Below are 23,561 nucleotides of genomic sequence, written 5' to 3'. Positions count from 1 at the left end.
AAACGTTTTTTTAGTCCCGCTTCTGTCACCATTTTTTACTGGTAACAAAGCTACTGGGAAAGGACAAAATTACTTCGCCGTTCGCAATTTTCCATTGCCGTTTGTCCTGATTTAACAAATTACTGGTAATCAGCCCCTTGAAATGAGGAAATCAGCTGAAATATTGCATAACAATTACATATGCCAGCGTAATGAAGTGGATAATATTGGCAAATGTATCGTTGGTAACCGACCAGAATACGTTACCGGCAAACATAGATACCGGCAAAACGGCCAGTACCCAATAGGCGGCCGTAAAGTGTACATTGAAGAAAGGTACCAGCGTGGCTACCACTACATATATTACTAAAGCCGCCCATATCTTGCGGCCCTGTATGAGCATTTTCTTGAGCGGACGCTGCAACAACAGCCATCCTATTACAAAAAACAGTAAAGTAGCTACCATCGCTCCCCACACCTTATAATCATGGATCATTGGCAGCGAAAAGCCGATATTCGGAATCTTCCGCAGCAAGGTCATCTGCCCCGTCAGGAACAGGTAGGTGCCCATCAGGTACAAGGGACAGATCAGTCCCAGCAGGGCAATGATCCACTCCGCCAGGCGGAAAGCACGCATAATGAGCATACTCGCCAGCAGCAATACACAAAAGATCACAGAAGGGAAGTAGAACAATCCACTGACCCCCAAAGCAAAACCTATATTAAATACCACATCCCGGGCGGATGTGCGTGTATACAACTCCGTTATACTGGTGAATACCCATAACATAATCAGGTTTACAATCAATGCCGGCGAAAACACGTTCCAGCTCTGCAGCATCGATGTAAACAGCAGGTAACACATGGCCGGCAAATAAGTAGGCCGGGGAAACAACCGGTGATGATTAATAATGCGTGTAAACAGCAAAGATTGCAGGAATAACAGCAAAACGGCCAGCGACGAGTATATCAGCGGGCTGTTTCCGGTAAAACGCTGCATCCAGGTGACCAGCAGGTGGTACAATAGCCCTTCTGAACCATCTGCCATAAAGGTAGACGGATGGAGCAGATAGTAAAACTTAACGAGCAGCGTGTATATCAGTAGCAGCAATACCGTTAAAGGATTGCCTGATCGGAAAAATCTTATCACAATACAAAGGTGTGATTAAAAGTCAATTTTAGCAAAGCAAATATAATTCCTGTAGATACATGGTATCACCACCGTACGGCCACTGATCTGTTTGCCGTACCTAGGCATCCAGGTGAAACCCTTATCCAGGTTGCGCAGCGTAGGCATGCGGTTTACTTTACCTCCCGGGGCCAGACTTACATCTGTTAACATATAGTTTCTTCTGTCCAGTTCATTATACAGAAAACGTAATTCGCTACCTACGTTTACCATCAGGTAAGACAGGTACAGATCGGCGTTATCATCAAACTGGCTCTTGTGTACGAAGTTGTTCCATTGCATGTTGCCTTCGTCATCGAAAGACAATACCGCTACGTTATCGTAGTGATAACGGAGTCCCTGCGAATTGTTCCAGTAATACGGGTTGTAATACATGGAAGAGTAAGGGGAATAGTAGTAAGGCGCGTACATACCGCTATACGGGCTGCCATACATGTAATTCCAGCGGTTCCAGGGCTGGTAGCGGGAAGAAGTGGAAAACGATTCTGCCGTGAGCAGGAACCCGCCGTTGGCGGTGTTAATGATTTTGCGGATAAAGTAATCATTGAAAGCCGCATTGGTGCTTGATTCCCCACGTGCATTGGCTTTCAGATCGTCCGGAAATACCTGCGACTTCTCATATAACGTCTTGTAATTACCATAATCGTACTTGTAGAGATATAAGCCTTCTACATTGCCTCTTTTCTGCTTATAGTAAAACGCGGTTACCAGCGCGGTCTGCTTATTATTATCAAGCTTCATCTTTACTTCATCCAGCAACTGGGCTTTAAACGCCATCTGCGACGTTTCAAAACTGTCTACCAGCGAACGTTTTACCACCAGGCTGCCGCTGATCACGTAATCCCGGTTAGACGTGCGTTCCAGTTTATTGAAGATAAAGTCGCCTGTATTGGTGAGGTTAAAATTGCTGAGGAACTGCTTCTTCTGCATCGGCATAGACAAACGGCTGTTGTTTACCAGGGCCATTGCGCTGTCGTACAGGAAGGTATAAAACACATTGTTGTTCTCGTTGTCCTGGTTGATCTTATACACCATGATGCGGTTCTTATCTTCCGATACCTCTACAGAATATACCTTATTCTCCTTTGAATAAATACCGATACGGGTAGAATCGATCAGGATAGGCGCCTCAGAAAACTTCGCATCCGGCGACATGGTGGCGCAAAAGCTGAATACCGCATCTTTACGCTGAAACTGGTAGATCATCAGCACTTTATCGGGATAAGCCACAAAGTCCATGCTGATCACCTTACGTGGCAGAAAGTCCAGTTTTACCCTTTCTTTCAGCTGCATGGTATTGTCATATACCGATACCACATAATCACCGCGATCTGTCTTGTATACCAGTATATTGCCTGCTACTTTGCCAATAATTTCAAACTCGGTGCTTTTATAATCATCCTTCTCCGGTTCGGAATAGGTTATTTTCTGCGCCATTGCTGCTGTGCTGGCGAAAAGCAGCAACAATAATAAGGGTAAGCGGTATAGCGTATGCATGCGGTAATATAGATTTCAGATATTGTATGATGATAATGCAGATGGCACAATTATAGGTGCCATTTTCAAACTTACATTAAAATTCAGAAATTAAGTTGTCAATTTAACGCCGGTAAGTTCTGCTTTTACATAAATTCCAAAAGGCCCGATTTATTGTGTATTTTTATTAAATTATTTTAAAAAAGCAGCTATTACTGAATGGAAACCGTTATTATAACCGGTGGAACAGGACTCATAGGGACGGCATTATCCCGGCTGCTGCTGGAGCGCGGCTATAAGGTCATTATTCTCAGCAGACGCCCCGATAAAGGCGCTAACAACGCAGTAACTTATGCCCACTGGAATGTGGACGCCCAAACCATAGATAAAGAAGCCATTCAACAGGCAGATTATATTATACACCTGGCAGGCGCCAATGTAGGCGAAAAACGCTGGACAGAAGCGCGTAAACAGGAAATCATCGACAGCCGTACAAAAAGCAGTGAACTGTTGTTCACCGCACTCCGGGACTTTCCCAACAAGGTGAAAAAAGTGATCAGTGCATCGGCAACAGGCTACTATGGCGACTATACCGACCATGTCTTTACTGAAACCGATCCGCCGGCTACCGACTACCTCGCCACTACTACCCTGGCCTGGGAACAAAGCATCTCCAAAGTAACTACACTCGGCAAAAAGCTGGTGATCTTCCGTACTGGTATTGTACTGGGCCGTGAAGGCGGCGCGTTAAAGGAATTCTACAAACCATTGCGGTTCGGATTCGCCACCGTACTGGGTTCCGGCGAGCAGTTCGTTCCCTGGATACATATTCATGATATTGTTCGTTTATACTTCAACGCTATTGTCAACGACAAACTGGAAGGCACCTACAATGCCGTAAGCCCCAACCCGGTTACCAATAAGGAGTTAATCCTCAGCATGGCGCGTATTGTAAAAGGACGCAGTTTTATGACCACCTATGTGCCTTCTTTTGCCCTTAAACTGGCACTGGGAGAAATGAGTGTGGAAGTATTAAAAAGTGTGAAGGCCTCCTCTGCTAAAATACAGCAAACCGGTTTCCAGTTTTCTTATCCTACCATCAACGAGGCAATGGAGCAGTTGTTCAGCCAGTAATGGTTTTTTCCATGGCAGCTGCTTTCAGTAAACATTCTTCCCATTCCTTTTCGGGATCACTGTAAAAAGTGATCGCTGAACCGGTCTGGAAGGAAAGGTATTTGTTGTTGGCATTGTACAACACGCTGCGGATCACCACATTAAAATCGAAATCACCTGCCGGCGTAATATAACCTATGGCTCCGGAGTAAAGTCCCCGGCGGGTTTGCTCATACTGTTCAATCAGCTGCATCACCCTTATCTTCGGCGCCCCCGTCATGGATCCCATCGGGAAAGCCGTGCGTAATACTGCTGTAAAAGGTGTTTGCGGAGATAACTGTGCGGAGATGGTGGAAATCATGTGATGCACATGCGCAAAGGAATAGATCCCAAACAGTTCCGTTACTTCTACTGTACCCTGTAAGGCAGTGTGAGAGAGGTCGTTCCGCACCAGGTCTACTACCATCACGTTTTCCGCCCTTTCTTTGGCACTACCCAGCAGTTCCTGCTGCAGCCGGCGGTCTTTCGCCGGATCAGCATCTTTGCGGCTGGTGCCTTTGATGGGTTGGGAAATCACGGTATTGCCCTGTTTCTGCATAAAGCGCTCCGGGCTGGAACTGGCCAGGTAACGGTGCCCCAACCGGTAATAGGCGGCAAAGGGAGAAGGCGACAACGCATTGAGCTGTGCAAACAACGCTGGCGGATCAATCGTCACATTTTCCAGGAAGTTATCCCGGCAGAAATTGACTTCATAGCAATCGCCCTGCAAAATATGCTGCTGCAATGCTTTTACTGCGGCTATATAGCGGTGATGGTCCAAACGGCTTTGCAGGGGTGGCAGTGGAGAGTTCACTACATAGCGGTACCCGGTTGGGATAACAGCGGGCTGCTCACCGCCGGAAGTCACGTATACGGGCATACGTAAAACAGCCTCGTATATCGCAGTAGCCTCGGCTAAGGTGAAAGACACGCCACCAATATGTACCTGTTCCTTTTCCAGCTGCATCAGCACACGTGGTACAAAGAAGCACAGATCGGGAAAGCCGATGCCATCGGCATGTTGGGACTCCAGGCCCGGTACGGTCTCGTTTTTGAGATCATAAGCCAGGTGACCAAAGAGCCAATCGGCATGTGTGTGATGGAACTCCTGTAAAGCGGAAAAGGCATTACCGGCGTTTACTTCGAGGGTATGCGAGGCGTCTGCTGCGAGAACAGCCTCAAACTGGTGCCAGGGAGAATCGTAATTATTATTGTCTAAAAAACAACAAATGTTGAACTGGTTTCCCCAATCCAACATTTGTTGCTTAAATATTTTCTGATTATCAACCGGAAAAGTGTGGAATATCCTGATAACAATCGTGTTTAGTGCTTAAAAATCATCATCATCATCATCAAAACGATCGTTGAACAGATCCATATCTTTGAATTCATCATCGATGCCCAGGTCGTCATCGTCATCGGCTTTCTTGCTGCCAGTGCTGGGACGGCCGCGTTTACCTTTTGACTTAGGCATGTCAAATTCTTCAAAATCAGGGTCGTAATCATCATCTTCTCCCTTTTCCCACGCATCATCTACATCGTCATCTCCATCCTCACCATCTTCATCATCCTCGTCGTCGTCTTTACGCTTGGATTTTGAAGCGGGCTTATCTGATTTCTTTGAGGCAGATTTGGAAGGTTTCACATCTTCATCATCTTCCTCCTCATCATCATCATCCACCTCTTTCTTAGGCTTGGCCGCAGCTTTTGGAGCTTCTTTTGCAGTCTTAGGAGAAGTAGTTTTTTTGGTCTCTTTCTCTTTATCAGATTTTGATTTCATAATAGGTTACCTTATTTCTTTGCCGTAAAGTTTTAATAGTTTTTTTTATTCGCCAAATTTTTTTTGCTGTTTTTTTTCCTTACTTTTTTGCTTCTACTTTTCAAGGATCTGATCGCGTCCAGGTCCGTTGGAAACGTATTTCACAGGAACGCCCAGATAACTATCCACTGCATCAACAAACGCTTTCATCTCTGCTGGTAACTCGTTGAACTGCTGAGAAGTAGAAGTTTTGTCGCTCCATCCTTTAAATGTTTCCCACACTGGTTTAATGTCCAGACCGGTTAACTGGAAAGGCAATTGCTTTGTTTGCTTTCCGTCAATTTCGTAAGCGGTGCAGGCCAGTACCTCATCAAATTCATCCAGTACATCGCTTTTTGTCATCACCAGTTGAGTAACGCCGCTCAGCATGCAGGTATAGTTCAGTGCTACCAGGTCAATCCAGCCACAACGGCGTGGACGGCCGGTTACAGCACCAAATTCGTGACCTGCTTTACGCAGCAGCTCACCGGTAGCATCATGCAGTTCAGTAGGGAAAGGTCCGCTACCAACACGGGTGCAATAAGCTTTGGTAACACCGATTACTTCCTTGATCCACTGCGGAGCAATACCCAAACCGGTACATACGCCAGCAGAAATCGTGTTGGAAGAAGTAACGAAAGGATAAGTACCGAAATCCACATCCAGCATACTTCCCTGGGCGCCTTCGGCCAATACTTTCTTACCGGCTTTCAGTTTCTCGTTCAGGAAATATTCGCCACTTACCACATTCATTTTCTGCAGGAAAGGAATCGCTTCGAAGAACTCAGCTTCCCAGTTGGCAATATCTTCTGAAAATTCATTTATATCGTACTGAGACAACAACTGCAGGTGTTTCTGCTTCAGTTTCTCATACAGTGCTTTAAAATCTTTGGAGATCACATCACCTACGCGTAAACCATTTCTGCCGGTTTTGTCCATGTAGGCAGGACCTATACCCTTTAACGTAGAACCGATCTTATCATTGCCTTTGGCTATTTCGGAGGCTTTATCCAGCGCTCTGTGCGTAGGAACAATGATATGGGTTTTTTCCGCAATAAACAGATTTTTTGTCAGATCCACACCCAGCGCTGAAATATCTTCGCTTTCTTTTTTGAAAGCCACTGGATCCAGCACTACGCCATTACCGATAAGGTTGATGGTTTTATCGTGGAATACACCGGAGGGGATAGTACGTAATACTACTTTCTGTCCGTTTACATATAACGTGTGACCTGCGTTCGGTCCACCCTGAAAACGGGCAATCACGTCGTACCTGCCGGCGAAATAGTCCACAATCTTACCCTTGCCTTCGTCGCCCCATTGCAGGCCTAACAAAACGTCTACCATAATGATTTAATTAAATATCGGAGGTTGTTGCTTTAAAAGAAGTCGCAAAATTAAGGCGAATATTAACAAATACAAATTTTGATGGCTTTTAGCTTTTACCCAACAGCCATTCACAAATGCAGCGGAGATGAATATGACCTCGTCCCCGCCGCATTTATCAGTATAGAAAAAACCAATGACAGATCACCGGTATCAGGATTCTTCCAGCCGCTGGATAGATTGAATTCCATCCAGCTTTTTAAGCCTTTCTACCAGCTCGTCCAGTTCTTCCTTATCGTGTACATAAACTTTGATCAGCCCCTCAAATAAGCCCTCTTTCGACTCAATGCTGAGGGCGGAGATATTAATCTTTAATTCACCGGAAATAATATTGGTGATCTTATGAATCACACCCACATCATCCATTCCAATGATGCGTAAACCGGTCAGGAAGGAAATTTCACGGTTTTTCACCCACTTGGTCTTTACCACACGGTGCCCGTAATTGGCCAGTAACTGCGCTGCGTTTGGACAGTTGGTTCGATGTATCTTCAATCCTTCACTGGCTGTAATAAAGCCAAATACGTCGTCTCCCGGGATCGGGCGGCAACAGTTTGCCAGCTTATAGGCAATCTTATCAGAACTTTCTCCGAAAATAATCAGCTCCGCATCCTTTTTGGAAGGCAGTTGATGCTTCACATGCTCTTCCGACACGTGTTCCGGCACTTTCACCGGTTTAGGCGGTTCCAGCTTATCACCCAGTACAGAAAACTGTTTCAGCTCTTTCAGGTCTATATTTTTCACCGCTACCTGGTAATACAGGTCCAGCGGGGAGGGCTGTTTATAGAATTGTACCAGCTCATTGATATTATGCTGGCTGAAAGAAATATTCATGTGAGATAACTTCCGTTCCAGCGCTGCCTTTCCGTCCATGGCCACTTTCCGCTTTTCTTCCTTCAGCGCATCCTTGATCTTGGATTTTGCTTTGGCTGTCAGCACAAAATTGAGCCAGTCTTCCGAAGGCTTCTGCTTATTGGAAGTAATAATCTCTACCTGGTCCCCGCTGCGCAGCTTATGGCTCAGTGGCACCAGTTTATAATTCACCTTGGCGCCGATACACTTATTTCCCACCGCACTATGGATGGAATAAGCGAAATCGAGTGCCGTGGAGTTTACCGGTAATATCTTCAGATCCCCTTTGGGGGTATACACATAGATTTCTTCCGTAAACAGGTTGCTCTTAAAATCAGCCAGGAAGTCGAGCGTATTGGAATCCGGGTTGCTAAGGATTTCCCGGATCTGGGTAAACCATTGATCAAATTTGGATTCCTGCTGCGCCGAAGCGCCACTGCCTTCCTTATACCGCCAGTGCGCCGCTACCCCTTTTTCCGCATAGTCGTTCATGCGTTTGGAGCGGATCTGCACCTCTACCCATTTTCCGCTGGGCCCCATCACGGTAACGTGTAACGCCTCATATCCATTGGATTTGGGGTTACTGAGCCAGTCGCGGGTCCTTTCCGGGCTGGGATGGTAAAAGTCGGTGATAATGGAATATACCTTCCAGCAATCCGCTTTTTCCTTGTCTATCGCAGAATCCAGGATAATACGGATGGCGAAAAGATCGTATACTTCTTCAAAGGCTACGCCTTTGGTTTTGATCTTGTTATGGATCGAATGGATCGATTTAGGGCGGCCATAGATCTCGAATTCAAACCCTTCTTCCTGGAGAACCTCCTTGATAGGTTTGATAAATTCGTTGATATAGCGGGTCCGCTCACGTTTCGTTTCCTTGAGCCGTTTGGCAATTTCCCGGTAGGTTTGCTGCTCGGTATATTTCATGGCCAGGTCTTCCATTTCGGACTTGATATTGTACAAGCCGAGACGGTGGGCCAGGGGCGCATAAATAAATACGGTTTCAGAAGCAATTTTCAACTGTTTTTCCCGGCTCATGCTATCCAGGGTGCGCATATTGTGCAACCTGTCTGCCAGCTTGATCAGGATTACCCGGGGATCATCTGCCAGGGTCAGTAATATTTTCTTGAAGTTTTCTGCCTGTGCCGTGCTGGTACTGGAGTCTATTACGGTAGATATTTTTGTGAGACCGTCCACAATATGAGCGATCTCATTCCCGAATTCACGGGACACATCTTCCAGCGTCACCTCGGTATCTTCCACGGTATCGTGCAATAAGGCACAGATGGCGGAACGCACACCCAGGCCTATTTCTTCCACACAGATCTGCGATACAGCCAGCGGATGCAATATATAAGGCTCACCGGATTTACGCCGCATTTCCTTGTGTGCATCTGCTGCCATTTCAAAAGCAGTACGTACCAGCTCCCTGTCGCCTTTTTTCAAACGGGGTTTCAACGCCCTTAATAAAGCACGGTAATGCCGAACGATTTCCTTCTTTTCCTGCTCTTCGTCTAAATTATATTTTTGTACAACCACTGTTTCCATTGCAATAAAGTTACGATTTAATATAATCTGAAAGAAAAGCAGGTATAAAAAGCAGTGTTTGACGCAAAACAGCCACCCTTTCCTGGTATAATACCGGGAAAGGGCGGACAGGTTGATTATTCAGCAGGGGTATTCAGTAAAATCAGTACAAAGGCACTGTAATCTTGATCGGTGTGAGGTTTTCCGGCACATTCAGCCGCAGCCCCACATTGTATACCGTTTCCAGCTCTATGGTCGGCAACAGTTTCAGGATTCTGCGGATACGGCCAATAAACACATCCATACTACGACTTGCATAAAAATCCTCTTTCCCCCAGACCCGCAGCAGCACCTCATCTTTCTGCACAATAATATTGGGCCGGCTGAGGAAATAACGCAGCATCTTCGCCTCTATAGGAGAAATCTTCCCCTTGGCCTGCTTCGTGCCCGTTTCATAGATCTTCAGCTTCCGGTAATGGAAGGTGTAAGGCCCCACTGTATGCCCCACCAGCAACTCCGTGCGGTTGGGCCGGGTCCATTTCAGGATCACCTTCATCCGCTTCACCAGCTCTTCAAAACTAAACGGCTTTACCAGGTAACCATCGCCTCCCAGCTGAAAACCACTGATACGGTCTTCATCTTTCGTTTTTTCCGCAGACAGGAAAAATATGGGTGTCAGCATGGTAGCATTCCGGATTTCTTTTGCCAGTTCAAATCCGTTCATCTTCGGAAGAACAATGTCGATAAGGCAGATATCGTATTTGGTTCTCGAGTAAAGGTTCCAGGCATCCACGCCGTCAAAACAATGCTCTACATTGTAGCCGGCCTGCTCCAGGTGCTGCTTAACGATACCACCGAATGCTTTATCATCTTCAACAAGCAAGACTTTTGGGTTTCTGTTCATATAGCTACCATTTGTGATCAGTTCGACTATAAAACAAGAAAGAGAGGAACGCGGGTAAGCGTCCCTCTCTTTTTTTTATTTATCAACACTAATTCACATTAATTCACATCACAATCACAGCTTTTCCACAATGGGTATTTTAATGGCTACTGCATGTTGAAACCCTTTGCTACGCAGCGCTGCAGGAATCTGTACTTCCACACCGGCGGCTGTAGTTTTCCACACCAGCTTATTATTCGCCCCCAACAGGGTTAAACGGGCCCCTTTGGCAGGTGTTAACCCCTTAAAGGTAATCACCGCCGGCAACTGCTCCTGCTCATCCAGTAAATAGATCGCATATACACTGCCATCCTGCTTGCGGGTAAAGCAAACTTTGCCATCCTTGTAAGGTGCCACTGCACGGGTACCGTAAATAGCGTCCCCATTAATATGGATCCACTCGCCAATATGCTTCATGGTGGTATAGGCATCATTGTGCAGCTCTCCATCCGGACCAGGAGCCACATTCAACAGGTAGTTCCCACCCTTGGCCACAATGTCCACCAGGTTATGAATCAGCACATTCACGGTTTTGTACTTGTCGTCCGGCACATAAGACCAGGAACTGCCCATGGTCATACAGGTTTCCCACGGATAGCTCAGCGGCTTGTCAGGGATCTGCTGTTCCGGCGTACGGTAGTTTTCATACGGTCCATGTACACTACGGTCTACCACTATCAGTCCGGGCTGGTGACTACGGGCCATGGTGGCAATTTTGCCCATGTCAATGTCCTGATCCTGCGGCGCCGTCTGACTCCAGGAAAGCGATTCCTTGGTCTGCTGCTTCAATGGACGCACCCAGCCTCCATCGAGCCACAGAATATCCAGCTTGCCGTAACCTGTCATCAGCTCTTCAATCTGGTTATAGGTATACTGCTTGAACTGGTTCCATCTTTCCGGGTATTTCTTCAGATCGTAATTCGGGTTGCGATCCTTTGGCGGGAAATAATTCCACCAATAGTATTCAGTATGCCAATCGGGTTTTGAAAAGTAGGCACCGGCATGAATCCCTTCCTGGCGGAAAGCCTGGAACACTTCTTTCGCAAGATTGGCGCGCGGGTTCTTACTGAAAGCCCCGTCTGCCGCCGTAATTTTATAATCAGTCTGTTTGGTATCAAACATACAGAAGCCATCATGGTGCTTGGTAGTAAATACCAGGTACTTCATCCCTGCATCCTTTGCTGCTTTGGCCCATTTCTCCGGGTTAAAGTGTACAGGATTAAAGGATTTCCCCAATGCCTCATATTTCTTCAGATAATCGTAATAAGGTACTCCTGCAGGCTTGCGTTGTGTCCAGCCTTCATCTTCCGGGCAGATGCTCCAGGATTCCACCACTCCCCATTGGGAATAAGGCCCCCAGTGCATGATCATGCCGAATTTCCAATCCTGCCATTCGTCGAGTTTCTTTACCACCGCCGGATCTGTTTCCGGTACATATGGCGGCTCTTCGCTCTGTGCCTGGATGCCGTTAAAGCCCAGCAGTGCAAATCCCAATAAGATCAGGTACTTTTTTTTCATTGTCAGTTTTTATAAGAAGATACTAATGTGGTTACTTTCAAAGCCTGTTGAATCAACTCCGGCAACTGACCGGTCTGCAAGCGGATGGTCCTGGTTTCTCCCGGTAATAAGTCGAAATAATTATCCTCAAAATGATCGGAGGCATTCGCATTGTCCAGTGACAGGTAAACATTCCTGGCCAGTTTATCCGTTTTTACCCGGATATACACCACGCCTTTATCTTTCGGTGCTTTGCTGGTTACGATGTCCAGGTGCGGCACTTCCAGGTTCATGTCCTTCGCAGCAGCAAAGTAAAAGATATTCCGCTCCATATCCTTATTGTCTATTCGCAGTTGTGAATAGAATATTACCCTTGATGCACTACTCCCCTGCAAAATGGCAGCGGTATCGATACTATGTAGTTTTTTGCTGGTATTGCCTTCCAGGGAAATATCCTTTATTTCCTTCTCCCAGATCAGCTTCCCGCTGATATCCATCGCCTTCATCACCAGGTCGGCCTTTCCTTTATATTCATCCGTTACCACATAGGTAGATAACTGTCCCTGCTCCATCACATTAGATACCAGGCGCGGACTAAACGCATCTTTTACATAATACTGCAACGCTTTCCAACGGCCATCATAATCACGGCCTGACCACGATGCACCCGGCCAGCAATCATTCAGCTGCCAGTACAACGTTCCCATACAATACGGCATGCCCCTCCGATGCGCTTCTATCGCTACTTTCATACCTTCCGCCTGTAACACCTGGCTCAGGTACACAAAAGAGGGAAAATCTTTTGGCTCACGATAGTAATGCAGCATATACGTTTTAATGGCGGTATTTCCTTTCGCCGGACTTTTCTGATGCGCCTGCATCACGTTGGAAAAAATATCATAATCGGCCCTGGTAGCAAATGTGCGGATCGTTTCCATAGATGGGAAGGACTGGAAACCATATTCACTCATAAAACGGGGGATATGCGTATTGAATGCTTCAAACCACTCCATGCCATGCCATACGCCCCAGTAGTGGTTATCTCCTTTGGTAAAATCTTCCGGCTTGCCCCAGTTGCTGATGGGGGAAGAATGAAAATAAAAAGCTCCCGGCTGATAAGTAGCCACCTGTTGCGGCAACACTTCTTTAAACAATTTATCATAACCCTGCAACAGGCTTTGCCACTGCGTATCCGTATAGGCATACCCGCTTTGCCAGCCCCAGTTTTTGATGGCTACTGCTACTTCATTATTTCCACACCACAACGCCAGTGAAGGATGATTGCGCAACCTGCTGATGTTATCAGCTGCTTCCGCTTTTACATTCTCCAGGAATGCCGGATCTGAAGGATACAACGTACAGGCAAACATAAAATCCTGCCACACCAGGATACCTTTCTCATCGGCCAGCTGGTAGAAGTTATCATCTTCATATACACCACCGCCCCACACACGCACCATGTTGAAATGAGAAGTCACCATATCATCAAACAACTTTGCCTGTTTCTCTTTACTCACACGCGGTAAGAAATTATCCTGCGGAATATAATTGGCGCCTTTCATAAATACCGGGCGGCCATTCACTTTCACGTAAAAAGATTCGCCCAGGCTATCGGGTTGATTCACTACTTCAATACTGCGTAAACCAATCAGTGTGTTATTAACAGCTATCGCCTTTTTATTACTCAGTAAACTTGCCTGCAATTCATACCGGAAAGGATTTCCCATGCCGTTAGGCCACCACAGCGAAGGCTTTTTAATTGAAACCGGTATTTTAATCACATTGATTCCGGCCTGCAGACTTACGGGTTGTTTCGCCAGTTCAGGCGCCACGCCATGCGGGCGTTTTTCCTGTAGCAACAAGGTATAATCTCCGGCGGCAGCCGCTTCTATGGTCACCGCTGCCTGCAAATCAGCTTTTGTGCTATCCACCTGCAACTGCTGCCAGTACACATCACGGATCACAGCTTTATTCCAGCTATGCAGGTACACCGGACGAAAGATCCCCGACGTTACCAGCCGTGGGCCCCAATCCCAGCCATAGTGATAGGGCGCTTTACGGGCATAAATACTCAAAGGAATATCACTGGCATCATTACCCGCCGGATAGATGATACTATCCTGCAGAAATTTAGGCATATCTGTTTTAACGGGACTTTTAAACAGGATACGTAATTCGTTGTCACCTGCTACCAGCCATTCTTTTACGTTTACCGTATGGGAAACAAACATGTTGACGGATTGCAGGATTAAATGATTGTTGAGGTACACATCTGCATAAGTATCCAACCCTTTGAACTCCAGTTCTATTACATCAACATTCAGTTCCTGCTTTTTCATCGTCCACTTCTTCCGGTATTGCCAGTCTTTTTTATCGACCCATTGCACGGCCTTTTCATTGGTTCCCACAAAAGGATCAGGAATCAAATGCAAAGCCAGCAGATCTGTATGCACGGTGCCCGGAACAGTGGCCGGACGCCAGATACCCTCATCTACGCGGGAAAACTCCCAGCCATCCGACAATACACGGTCCTGCGCTATTACGTTGGTAAATAGTGCCAGCAGGCAGCTCACTGTCAACAATAAATATTTCATGTCCTAAATTTTCAGAAGGACCAAAAATAGCACTGATTTACGATCTTTGAGAAATGAAAAGTATCTGGCAACAAATATTGAGGTATCTCTATATAGGCAAAAAGGACCCCAATGCACCAAAGACACGTTACGTGGCAATGATGCATGGGATGAACAGGATTTCCCTGTTACTTTTTATAATAGCGGTGATTATTATGGTGATCAGGCTGATCAGAAAACACTAAGCGATCGCATATTCATAGATCACTTCTGCTGCACGACGGGAAGCGTCCTTCTCTCCCAGTTTATGCCACAGTTCCGCGTAATCTTTCTTTACCCGGCTCCTGGTGGCTTCGTCATTCAGTAAAGCATTCAGTTCTTTCAACAGGTTTTCTTCTGTGAGGTCGTGCTGAATCAATTCCTTTACCACCAGCTTGTCCATCACAAGATTTACCAGGGAGATATATTTTACTTTGATGAGGTGCTTTGCGAAGAAATAGGAAATCGGATTCCCTTTATAACATACCACTTCCGGTACCCCGAAGAGGGCTGTTTCCAGTGTAGCCGTACCAGACGTTACCAGCGCGGCTTTCGCCTGACGCAATAATTTATAGGTCTGGCCTTTTACCATGGATACGTTGGCATGCTGACCGGTCAGTTCTTCCAGGAAGTGATCATCCAGGCTAGGCGCCTGTGCCACTACAAACTGGTACTGCGGGAAATGCTTGGCCATGGTAAGCATGATGGGCAGCTTTACGCTTACTTCCTGCTTACGGCTGCCTGGCAATACGGCGATTACCGGCTTATCTGATAAAGGTGCGTCGGCTGGCTGTTCTTTCGCTGCTTTAATCACTTCTACCAGCGGATGTCCTACGTATTCGGTATCGTAATTCCATTTATGATAGAACTCCGGTTCAAAAGGCAGGATACACAGCATTTTATCAACATACTGTTTCAGCTTTTTCACGCGGTTCTCTTTCCAGGCCCATACCTGCGGAGAAATGTAATACACTATTTTAAATCCCTGTTGCTTGCCCCATTCGGCAATGCGCATATTGAACCCGGGATAATCTACCAGCACCAGTACATCCGGTTTCCAGGCGGCAATGTCTTTCTTACAGACATCAATATTTTTTAAAATAGTACGCAGGTTCATCACCACTTCTACAAAGCCCATAAAGGCCAGTTCTTTGTAATGCTTCACTACATGTGCACCGGCAGCTTCCATCAGATCACCTCCCCAACTACGTATATCCGCCGACGTGTCCAGCTGCCTTAATTGTTTTACAAGATTGCTGCCATGCAAATCACCTGACGCTTCTCCTGCAATAATGTAATATTTCAATATTGTGTAGATTAAAAATTATCTGATCAGTTTGAGCAACAATATGCCAATAGCGTACAGCATCGTCATCAGGAAAATACCTTTGGCGGTAATATCCAGTCGCTTTCTCGTATACAGGAAAAATACCAGCCCGTTCAGTAACAGGCAGATACTGGTCAGTTTTGGAATCATCTGTCTGTTGTCTTTCAGGATACCCAGGAACTGCCCCAGTCCAACATTATTATGTGGTCTGATGACGAAAAAGTAATACAGGAAAAACGCAATCAGGGGTGTTAAAAACCCCAGTAAAATCCCTAATGGAAGATTGTCTTTTTTTAACATACTGCTATTATAATGGCGATATAACGAATGCTTACAGGTCTTTCCAATCCTCTTCCAGCTTCTTCTTCAACGAATAGTTAGTCAGGTCGAACTGCACCGGAACGAGCGAAGCATAATTATTTTCCAGAGCCCACACATCTGTATCCTGTCCGTTATCGCGGTTTTTAAATTCTCCCGTGAGCCAGTAGTATTTTTTACCATGCGGATCGCGGCGTTCGTCAAACTCCTCTACCCATTTGGCATCTGCCTGACGGCTGATCTTCAGTCCTTTGTAATCCTTTTCGCTGACGATAGGAATATTCACGTTAAACAGCGTACCAGCAGGCAGATCGGATGCCAGCATTCTCTTCGTCACTTCATGCGCTACCTTCTTGGGCAGCGAGAAATCCGCATCGTAGCTGTATTCCAGGAAAGAAAACCCTACAGAAGGAATACCTTCTATCGCTGCTTCCATGGCGGCAGACATGGTACCGGAATAAATTACATTGATAGAATGATTGGCGCCGTGGTTAATGCCACTCACACAGATATCCGGCTTACCATGCAGGATTTTGTCGCGGGCCAGCTTCACACAATCTACCGGAGTACCGGAACACTGCCATGCCTCTATCCCTTCAAAGATGTCTACCTGGTTCAAACGCAAAGGAACCCCAATTGTAATAGCATGGCCTTTGCCCGACTGAGGACTATCCGGCGCTACTACCACTACTTTTCCCAATGGCTTCACCGCTTCTATCAGGGCACGTATACCCGGTGCGGTAATACCGTCATCATTTGTCACTAAAATAACCCGCTCTTGTTTTGCCATAATTCACCTTTTAACTTTGCACAACAAATTTAAGCTCTCTCCCAAACATTTCGCTTTAAAAGAATGTGAAATATATGGATATTTCTACAGATCGGATTTTAATATTTTCCTGAAAACCAGGTAGATGCCTACGGCGATATACCCGATCATCGCAGTCACATATACATAAGGCTCATATTGATCACCGGCAGAAACCATCTTTCCCACCAGCGGAAAAGGCAACAGTTCATCGCCGCTTTGCAATGGCAGCAAGCCACCCGGCAATCCCACATACCTTTTCAATATAAACGACAACAGCTGATCCAGCATCATATTATAAGCCACAAAGAGTACAATGCCCAGCCCCGCCCGTTTTACCAGCACCCCGATGAGCAGTGCAATAGTGAGCATCACATTGAATTGCAGGAAGTAATACAGCATGTAGTGGTATCCTTCAAAGCTGAAAGGCTTCTCGCCATAAATCATTCCTACCAAGGTGGCGCTGAGTGTAGCCACTATCAGGGTAGTCAGGGAGATGGCCACCAGCCAGAATAATTTCGCATATACAAACTCTTTACGTTCCCAGCCGTCAATTACATTCTGGCGGTTGGTACGGTACGTATATTCATTGGTGACCAGTATAATCAGCAACAGGCCAAACAGGGCGGAGATATAGCTGTTCAGTGAAGCCAGCGTAAGCCATACATCCGGGAAACTAAAAGGATTCCCCAGTAACTTGCCTACCTGCCGGAAGTTCTGATCACTGAGCTTATCGGCTACCATAAAATTTCCTGCCGGTATAATCACCAGCGCAAGCAGCAGCATCACCCAGAAGGTGCGGTAGTTCTTTACTTTAAGCCATTCGGTATAGATGATCTGTTTCATTTGGCGGGGATGTTAGTAATTTCCAGGAATGCGGTTTCAAGACTTTTCTGACGGAGCTGCAGGTGGTTCAGCCAGATACCCTGCTGCGCGCAGTAGCTGTTGATCGCAGCCGCATCGGGAGACGCGTCGAACGATGCACGGATAAGGCCGCCCTGTATATCCGCCCCCGTGCAGCCCGGGTACCGCAGCATTGCTGCCTGTAACTGCGCATTATCGGCAGCCGATAACTCCACGAAATCATTCCGGCTGATCACCGCATTCACTGCACCAGACAACAATAACTTGCCGCTGCGCAAAATGGCCACATGGGTACATACCTTTTCCACTTCGTCCAGCAGGTGACTGGCCAGGATAATGGTTTTACCGCTATCCGCCAGTTTACGCACCAGGCCGCGTACTTCTGCAATACCGGAAGGGTCAAGTCCATTGGTAGGTTCATCCAGTATCAGTACCTCCGGATCTCCGAGCAGCACCGCTGCAATGGCCAGCCGTTGCTTCATCCCCAGCGAATAGGTTTTAAAAGCAGAATGCTGCCTGGCCGTAAGACCGCAGATCTCCAGCACCCGTGCGATATCGTCTTTCCCCCGCTGTTTGATAGCCGCAGAGATTTCCAGGTTTTTATACCCGCTGAGATAATGATAGAAATTGGGCGTTTCCAGCAAAGTACCTATCTGCCGCCGTTCACGCGCGGTGGGCGTTTTATCGAACAGCGAAAAGCTGCCGGTATCTGCTTTTAATACGTCGGTAACAATACCGAGCAACGTCGTTTTGCCGCTACCGTTAGGGCCCAGCACACCAAATACACTACCGGCAGGCACCTCAAAGGATACACCGGATAGTGCCTGTACAGCCCCATATCTTTTGGAAATGTTTTGTAAGGATAGAATTGGCACGGGAATTAATCTAAAATGATGAAAATAAAAAGGGAAATGCAGCGAATGATCTTATGGCTAATCTTCACTACATTTCCCATACATTAAAATAACAGTTTTTAATTTCGTACGGGCTTTCCCGTTTTGATGACGCTCTGCAGGCGTTCCAGCGTTTTGCGCTCTCCGCATAAACTCAGGAAGGCCTCCCTTTCGAGGTCCAGCAGGTATTGTTCACTCACATAGGAGGCTTCTGTCAGATCGCCTCCACACATTACATACGCCAGTTTATTCGCTACTTTCTGATCGTGTTCTGAAATATAATTACCAAACTTCATGGCATACACACCGGCCAGCAATGCGCCCAGTGCACCACGGCCCATTACTTTGATATCCGTTCTTTCTACCGGGCGGGTATATCCTTCATCTGCCAGTGCAATAACGCTGCGTTTCGCGTCTGCAATTAACCGGCTCAGGTTCATCGTAATCTCATCATGACCTTTCTTTAACACGCCCATATCAAAGCCTTCAAAACCGGAAGTTGCTACTTTGGCGGTAGCTACGGTCATGAAGAAATCTTTCAGTGGTTCTTCCTCAATGCGGCCTTCCTTGTATTCCAGGCTGGCGCGAAGGGTCATTTCTTTTGTTCCGCCACCGCCAGGGATCAGACCTACGCCCAATTCCACCAGTCCTATGTAGGTTTCAGCAGCTGCCTGCACTTTGTCGGCATGCAAACACATTTCGCAACCACCACCCAATGTCAGGGCATGTGGCGCTACCACTACCGGCACGGATGAATAACGCAGGCGCATCGTGCTGCGCTGGAACAGGCGTACCGCCATATCCAGCTCGTCAAACTCCTGCTCTGCCGCCAGCATGAAGATCATACCCACATTGGCGCCGGCTGAAAAATTAGTACCTTCATTGCCCACTACCAGTCCCCGGAAATCCTTCTCTGCACGGTCTATCGCCTTATTCAATCCTTCCAGCACTTCTCCGCCGATGGTATTCATTTTTGTTTTCCAGTCGAAGCAAACCACGCCATCACCAATATCAATCAGGTTGCAGGCGCTGTTTTTCCACACTACATTTTTGGAGAAGTTTTCCAGGATAATGAATTGTCCTTCTCCCGGTAATGTTTTGTATGCCTGACTGGTTACATCGTAATAGAATTTCTTACCATTATCTACTTTATAGAAAGTGCTGATGCCTTTGGCCAGCATATCTTTTACCCATTGTGCTACGGTGAGACCTTTCTCTTCTACCAGTTTCACAGAGGCTTCCACTCCCAGCAGGTCCCAGGTTTCGAACGGACCAATTTCCCAACCGAAGCCGGCTTTCATGGCATCGTCTACTTTATAGAGATCATCTGCTATTTCAGGAATGCGGTGTGATATATAAGAGAACAGGAAAGCATGGAATTGTTTGTAGAACTCACCTGCTTTATCGGTAGCTCCTGCCAGCGCTTTGATGCGCTGTTTCAGGTCTTCTATCGGTTTGGCGGCGTCAATGCTGGCAAACTTCGCCCGCTGTTTGGGACCATATTCCATAGTTTGCAGGTTCAGCGTCAGTATTTCCTTGCTACCGCCTTCGCCTTTCGTTTTCTTGTAGAAGCCCTGACCAGTTTTATCTCCCAGCCAGTTATTTTCCACTACTTTCTGGAGGAAAGGAGGAATCTTGAAAATAGGCAAGGCTTCATCCTGCGGACAGTTGTCCATTACGCCTTTGGCTACTCTCACCAGCGTATCAATCCCTACCACATCGGCGGTACGGAAGGTAGCCGATTTAGGACGGCCGATCACCGGCCCGGTGAGGGCGTCTACCTCATCGATGCCCAGTCCCATTTCCTGCATGATGTGGAAAATGGCCATGATAGAAAATACACCAACCCTGTTGGCAATAAACGCCGGCGTGTCTTTACACAGCACCGTGGTTTTGCCCAGGAACAGATCCCCGTAATGCATCAGGAAATCAACGATGGCAGGGTCTGTATGTGGAGTAGGTATTATTTCGAGTAAACGGAGATAACGGGGAGGGTTAAAGAAGTGGGTACCGCAGAAATGTTTCTGGAAATCTTCGCTGCGGCCTTCTGTCATCAGGTGGATAGGAATACCGGATGTATTGGAAGTGATGAGCGTGCCTGGTTTACGGAACTGCTCTACCTGGGTAAACACGGTTTTCTTCACATCCAGGTTTTCTACCACCACTTCTATTATCCAGTCTACATCTGCCAGCCGTTTCATGTCATCTGTAAAGTTGCCGGTCTTGATGCGTTTAATCACATCCTTTGTAAAAACGGGCGACGGATTTGATTTAATCGCGGCCTGCAGGGCATCATTCACTATCCGGTTCTTCACAGCGGGATGGTCAAGGGTCAGGTTCTTTTTCTTTTCCGCATCGTTCAGTTCCTTTGGCGCTATATCCAGCAGCAGTACCTGAACGCCTATACCTGCAAAATGACAGGCTATTCTTGATCCCATTACGCCCGAGCCTAATACGGCTACTTTGTTGATGTGTCTCATAGCTTTGGCTTTTAGCTGTCAGCTTTTATTCTTTACGCGGAGCCGCCAGCATTTGTAACTTAAATTTACCGATCCTTGAATTTAGCATTTTTTAGAGTTCTACCATCAGCGGAAAGCGATTTCTATAATACTTTTTTGTAAAGGCAGGATAAATTGGCTGGAGCTTAACAATTTGGGGGATATTTCAGATGCAGCCAGATAAACATATATGAATCTACATATAAGAATAAAGCCGATACAAAATTGTATCGGCTTTATTCTTATAGAAAGTTGTTATCCTTACCTCAGCTCACGCCGCTACCCGGCTTCACTGCTTCAGCAGGATTTACAAAGATCAGTTTGCCATTATCTTCGGCCATCAGGATCATGCCCTGGCTTTCGATACCGCGCATTTTACGGGGAGCCAGGTTGGCTACCAGGGTTACCTGTTTGCCTACAATGTCTTCCGGGTTAAAATGCATGGCGATACCGGAAACAACAGTACGTTGCTCCGTACCAATATCTACCAGCAGTTTCAGTAATTTATCTGCTTTCGCCACTTTCTCCGCCTGCAGGATGGTACCTACGCGCAGATCCAGTTTCGCGAAATCATCGTATTGAATTTCCGGTTTAGGAGGAGCTACGGGCGCTTCTTCCACTGCCGGTGCATTGGCTGCTGCAGCATCCATCGCCTGTTTCAGACCGGCGTGCAGTTTTTCGATCTGGGCAGTTACCTGTTCGTTTTCCACCTGTTTGAATAACAGTTCAGGCGGACGCAGGGTATAACCCACGCTCAGCAGTTTATCGCTGCCGGCATTATCCCATTCCAGCATACGGTCCACCACTTTCAGCATATGACAGATACGCTTCGCGGTAAACGGCAGGAACGGATGAGAGAAGATCGCCAGGTTCGCTGTCATCTGCAATGAAATATGCAGACAGATATCGATGCGGGCCTGTAAAAATGCGATGTCCTTTTCTTCGTACTGCGGATACTTCGGATGTTGTTCACCTGCCTTCAGTTTTTCCAGCACACTGGCTAAAATCCAGGGTTCGTTCTTCTGCAGATACTGGTTACCCTTCCTGGCAAATTCAATCACTTCTGATAACGCTTCGCGGAACCGGTAAGTTTCGATGCTGTTTTCAATCTTCTCTTTTGCCAGTCCGAATTCTTTCAGGATATCTTTATCGCCATCGTTCATGAATTCAGGATGCAGTGCGGGCACCTTACCGCCGCACAACTTATGCATCAGCACCATAGCGCGATTCACGAAGTTGCCGAAAACGGCTACCAGTTCACTGTTATTGCGGTCCTGGAAGTCTTTCCAGGTGAAGTCATTGTCTTTGGTTTCCGGGGCAGTAGCGCAGAGTACATAACGCAGCACATCCTGCTGATCCGGGAAGTCCTGGATATAATCATTTACCCACACGGCCCAGTTACGGGAAGTAGATACCTTCTCACCTTCTATATTCAGAAACTCATTGGCAGGTACGTTGTCCGGAACTACAAAATCACCGTGTGCTTTCAGCATCGCGGGGAAAATGATACAGTGGAAAACGATGTTGTCCTTACCAATAAAATGTACCAGTTTGGTATCGTCTTTACACCAGTAGTCGGCCCAGTTTTCGGTGAGCTGCTTGGTAGCAGAGATATAACCGATCGGCGCATCGAACCATACGTACAGCACTTTACCTTCTGCATCCGGCAGCGGTACTTTGATACCCCAGTTGCTGTCGCGGGTCATGGCGCGGCTTTGTAAACCACTATCCAGCCAGCTTTTACACTGACCGTATACGTTGTTTTTCCACTCTTTATGACCGTCGATGATATATTCTTTCAGCCAGGGTTCGTAGTTCTGCAAAGGCATGTACCAATGCTTGGTTTTCTTCTTCACCAGGGGAGCATTGCTTAATGCAGAATGAGGATTGATCAGTTCATCCGGGCTTAAGGTTCTGCCACAGCGTTCGCACTGGTCGCCATAGGCTTTGTCGTTACCGCAGTTAGGGCAGGTACCAACAATATACCGGTCGGCCAGGAACATTTCTTTTTCCGGGTCAAAATATTGCTCACTTTCTTTTTCTTCAAACAGGCCATCGTTATACATCTTCAGGAAAAAATCCTGGGAAGTTTTATGATGTACCGGATCACTGGTACGGGCAAAGATATCGAAGGAAATACCCATAGCGGCGAAGCTGTCGCCAATGATTTTGTGGTACTTATCTACCACGTCCTGCGGGCTCACACCTTCCTTCATTGCTTTGATGGTGATGGGAACACCATGTTCATCTGTGCCGCAAACAAATTTTACATCTGCCTTTTTTGCACGTAAATAACGTACATAAATATCTGCGGGCAGATAGCAGCCGGCAAGGTGTCCGATGTGCACCGGGCCGTTGGCATACGGTAATGCCGCAGTTATTAAATATCTATTAAATTTTGCCATATTCTCTTAAAGAATGCTTAAATAAACTTTAAATCAG

At 46.7% G+C, this 23,561-nt stretch carries 18 protein-coding genes; 2 read left to right on the top strand and 16 right to left on the bottom strand.

Annotation, left to right across the window (positions count from 1 at the left end; translation table 11 throughout):
- Nucleotides 1–151: 151 nt before the first annotated feature.
- On the bottom strand, nt 152–1,129 hold the full coding sequence (locus BMW79_RS07850) for a hypothetical protein (RefSeq protein WP_143059107.1): 978 nt from the start codon (nt 1,127–1,129) through the stop codon (nt 152–154).
- A gap of 15 nt (nt 1,130–1,144) precedes the next feature.
- Nucleotides 1,145–2,665, bottom strand: a complete 1,521-nt coding sequence (locus BMW79_RS07845) for a hypothetical protein (RefSeq protein WP_089892826.1) — start codon at nt 2,663–2,665, stop codon at nt 1,145–1,147.
- A 198-nt stretch (nt 2,666–2,863) separates the two neighbouring features.
- Here BMW79_RS07845 and BMW79_RS07840 point away from each other — a divergent pair, with 198 nt between their 5' ends.
- On the top strand, nt 2,864–3,778 hold the full coding sequence (locus tag BMW79_RS07840) for a TIGR01777 family oxidoreductase (RefSeq protein WP_089892823.1): 915 nt from the start codon (nt 2,864–2,866) through the stop codon (nt 3,776–3,778).
- Here the strand turns inward: BMW79_RS07840 and BMW79_RS07835 are convergent.
- The 7 genes from BMW79_RS07835 to BMW79_RS07805 all read right to left on the bottom strand — a co-directional run bounded on the left by BMW79_RS07835 (nt 3,768) and on the right by BMW79_RS07805 (nt 14,393).
- On the bottom strand, nt 3,768–5,054 hold the full coding sequence (locus tag BMW79_RS07835) for an anthranilate synthase component I family protein (protein ID WP_089892820.1): 1,287 nt from the start codon (nt 5,052–5,054) through the stop codon (nt 3,768–3,770). The two genes, BMW79_RS07840 and BMW79_RS07835, sit on opposite strands and share 11 nt — an antisense overlap.
- Nucleotides 5,055–5,126: 72 nt before the next feature.
- The gene (locus BMW79_RS33845) at nt 5,127–5,576 is read right to left on the bottom strand and encodes a hypothetical protein (RefSeq protein ID WP_177192075.1); all 450 of its coding nucleotides are present in this window, start codon (nt 5,574–5,576) and stop codon (nt 5,127–5,129) included.
- Between the two features lie 93 nt (nt 5,577–5,669).
- Nucleotides 5,670–6,941: an adenylosuccinate synthase gene (locus tag BMW79_RS07825; RefSeq protein ID WP_089892817.1), complete on the bottom strand. Its 1,272-nt coding sequence runs from the start codon at nt 6,939–6,941 to the stop codon at nt 5,670–5,672.
- 192 nt (nt 6,942–7,133) lie between these two features.
- A complete protein-coding gene (locus BMW79_RS07820; protein ID WP_089892814.1) occupies nt 7,134–9,380 on the bottom strand; it encodes a RelA/SpoT family protein in 2,247 nt (748 codons plus the stop codon).
- A gap of 142 nt (nt 9,381–9,522) precedes the next feature.
- Nucleotides 9,523–10,263 carry a response regulator transcription factor gene (locus BMW79_RS07815; protein WP_089892811.1) on the bottom strand — a complete coding sequence of 247 codons (741 nt, stop codon included), beginning with the start codon at nt 10,261–10,263 and terminating at the stop codon, nt 9,523–9,525.
- 114 nt (nt 10,264–10,377) lie between these two features.
- Entirely contained in the window at nt 10,378–11,820 is a 1,443-nt protein-coding gene (locus tag BMW79_RS07810) for an alpha-L-fucosidase (protein WP_089892807.1), read from the bottom strand.
- A gap of 2 nt (nt 11,821–11,822) precedes the next feature.
- Nucleotides 11,823–14,393 (bottom strand): beta-mannosidase, encoded by a 2,571-nt coding sequence (locus tag BMW79_RS07805; RefSeq protein ID WP_089892804.1) that lies wholly within the window; start codon nt 14,391–14,393, stop codon nt 11,823–11,825.
- A 53-nt stretch (nt 14,394–14,446) separates the two neighbouring features.
- Here BMW79_RS07805 and BMW79_RS34360 point away from each other — a divergent pair, with 53 nt between their 5' ends.
- Nucleotides 14,447–14,617, top strand: coding sequence for a DUF6728 family protein (locus BMW79_RS34360; RefSeq protein ID WP_317042874.1), 171 nt, complete (start codon nt 14,447–14,449; stop codon nt 14,615–14,617).
- On the opposite strand, the gene lpxB is transcribed toward BMW79_RS34360, so the two are convergent.
- The 7 genes from lpxB to metG all read right to left on the bottom strand — a co-directional run bounded on the left by lpxB (nt 14,614) and on the right by metG (nt 23,524).
- Entirely contained in the window at nt 14,614–15,717 is a 1,104-nt protein-coding gene (lpxB, locus tag BMW79_RS07800; protein ID WP_089892800.1) for a lipid-A-disaccharide synthase, read from the bottom strand. The genes BMW79_RS34360 and lpxB overlap by 4 nt on opposite strands.
- Nucleotides 15,718–15,735: 18 nt before the next feature.
- A complete protein-coding gene (locus BMW79_RS07795; protein ID WP_089892796.1) occupies nt 15,736–16,038 on the bottom strand; it encodes a hypothetical protein in 303 nt (100 codons plus the stop codon).
- A gap of 31 nt (nt 16,039–16,069) precedes the next feature.
- Nucleotides 16,070–16,846 carry a 5'/3'-nucleotidase SurE gene (gene surE, locus BMW79_RS07790; protein WP_089892793.1) on the bottom strand — a complete coding sequence of 259 codons (777 nt, stop codon included), beginning with the start codon at nt 16,844–16,846 and terminating at the stop codon, nt 16,070–16,072.
- Between the two features lie 84 nt (nt 16,847–16,930).
- Entirely contained in the window at nt 16,931–17,710 is a 780-nt protein-coding gene (locus BMW79_RS07785; RefSeq protein ID WP_089892790.1) for an ABC transporter permease, read from the bottom strand.
- Nucleotides 17,707–18,603, bottom strand: a complete 897-nt coding sequence (locus tag BMW79_RS07780) for an ABC transporter ATP-binding protein (protein ID WP_089892787.1) — start codon at nt 18,601–18,603, stop codon at nt 17,707–17,709. Before BMW79_RS07780 ends, BMW79_RS07785 begins: the two co-directional genes overlap by 4 nt.
- A gap of 98 nt (nt 18,604–18,701) precedes the next feature.
- Nucleotides 18,702–21,101, bottom strand: a complete 2,400-nt coding sequence (locus tag BMW79_RS07775) for a 3-hydroxyacyl-CoA dehydrogenase/enoyl-CoA hydratase family protein (RefSeq protein WP_089892784.1) — start codon at nt 21,099–21,101, stop codon at nt 18,702–18,704.
- 284 nt (nt 21,102–21,385) lie between these two features.
- On the bottom strand, nt 21,386–23,524 hold the full coding sequence (gene metG / locus BMW79_RS07770; protein WP_089892781.1) for a methionine--tRNA ligase: 2,139 nt from the start codon (nt 23,522–23,524) through the stop codon (nt 21,386–21,388).
- Nucleotides 23,525–23,561 lie beyond the last annotated feature (37 nt).

Source organism: Chitinophaga arvensicola (genome assembly GCF_900110835.1).
Lineage (GTDB): Bacteria > Bacteroidota > Bacteroidia > Chitinophagales > Chitinophagaceae > Chitinophaga > Chitinophaga arvensicola.
Note: the sequence above shows the minus strand (reverse complement) of the source record. Positions and strands in the feature narration are given on the sequence as shown.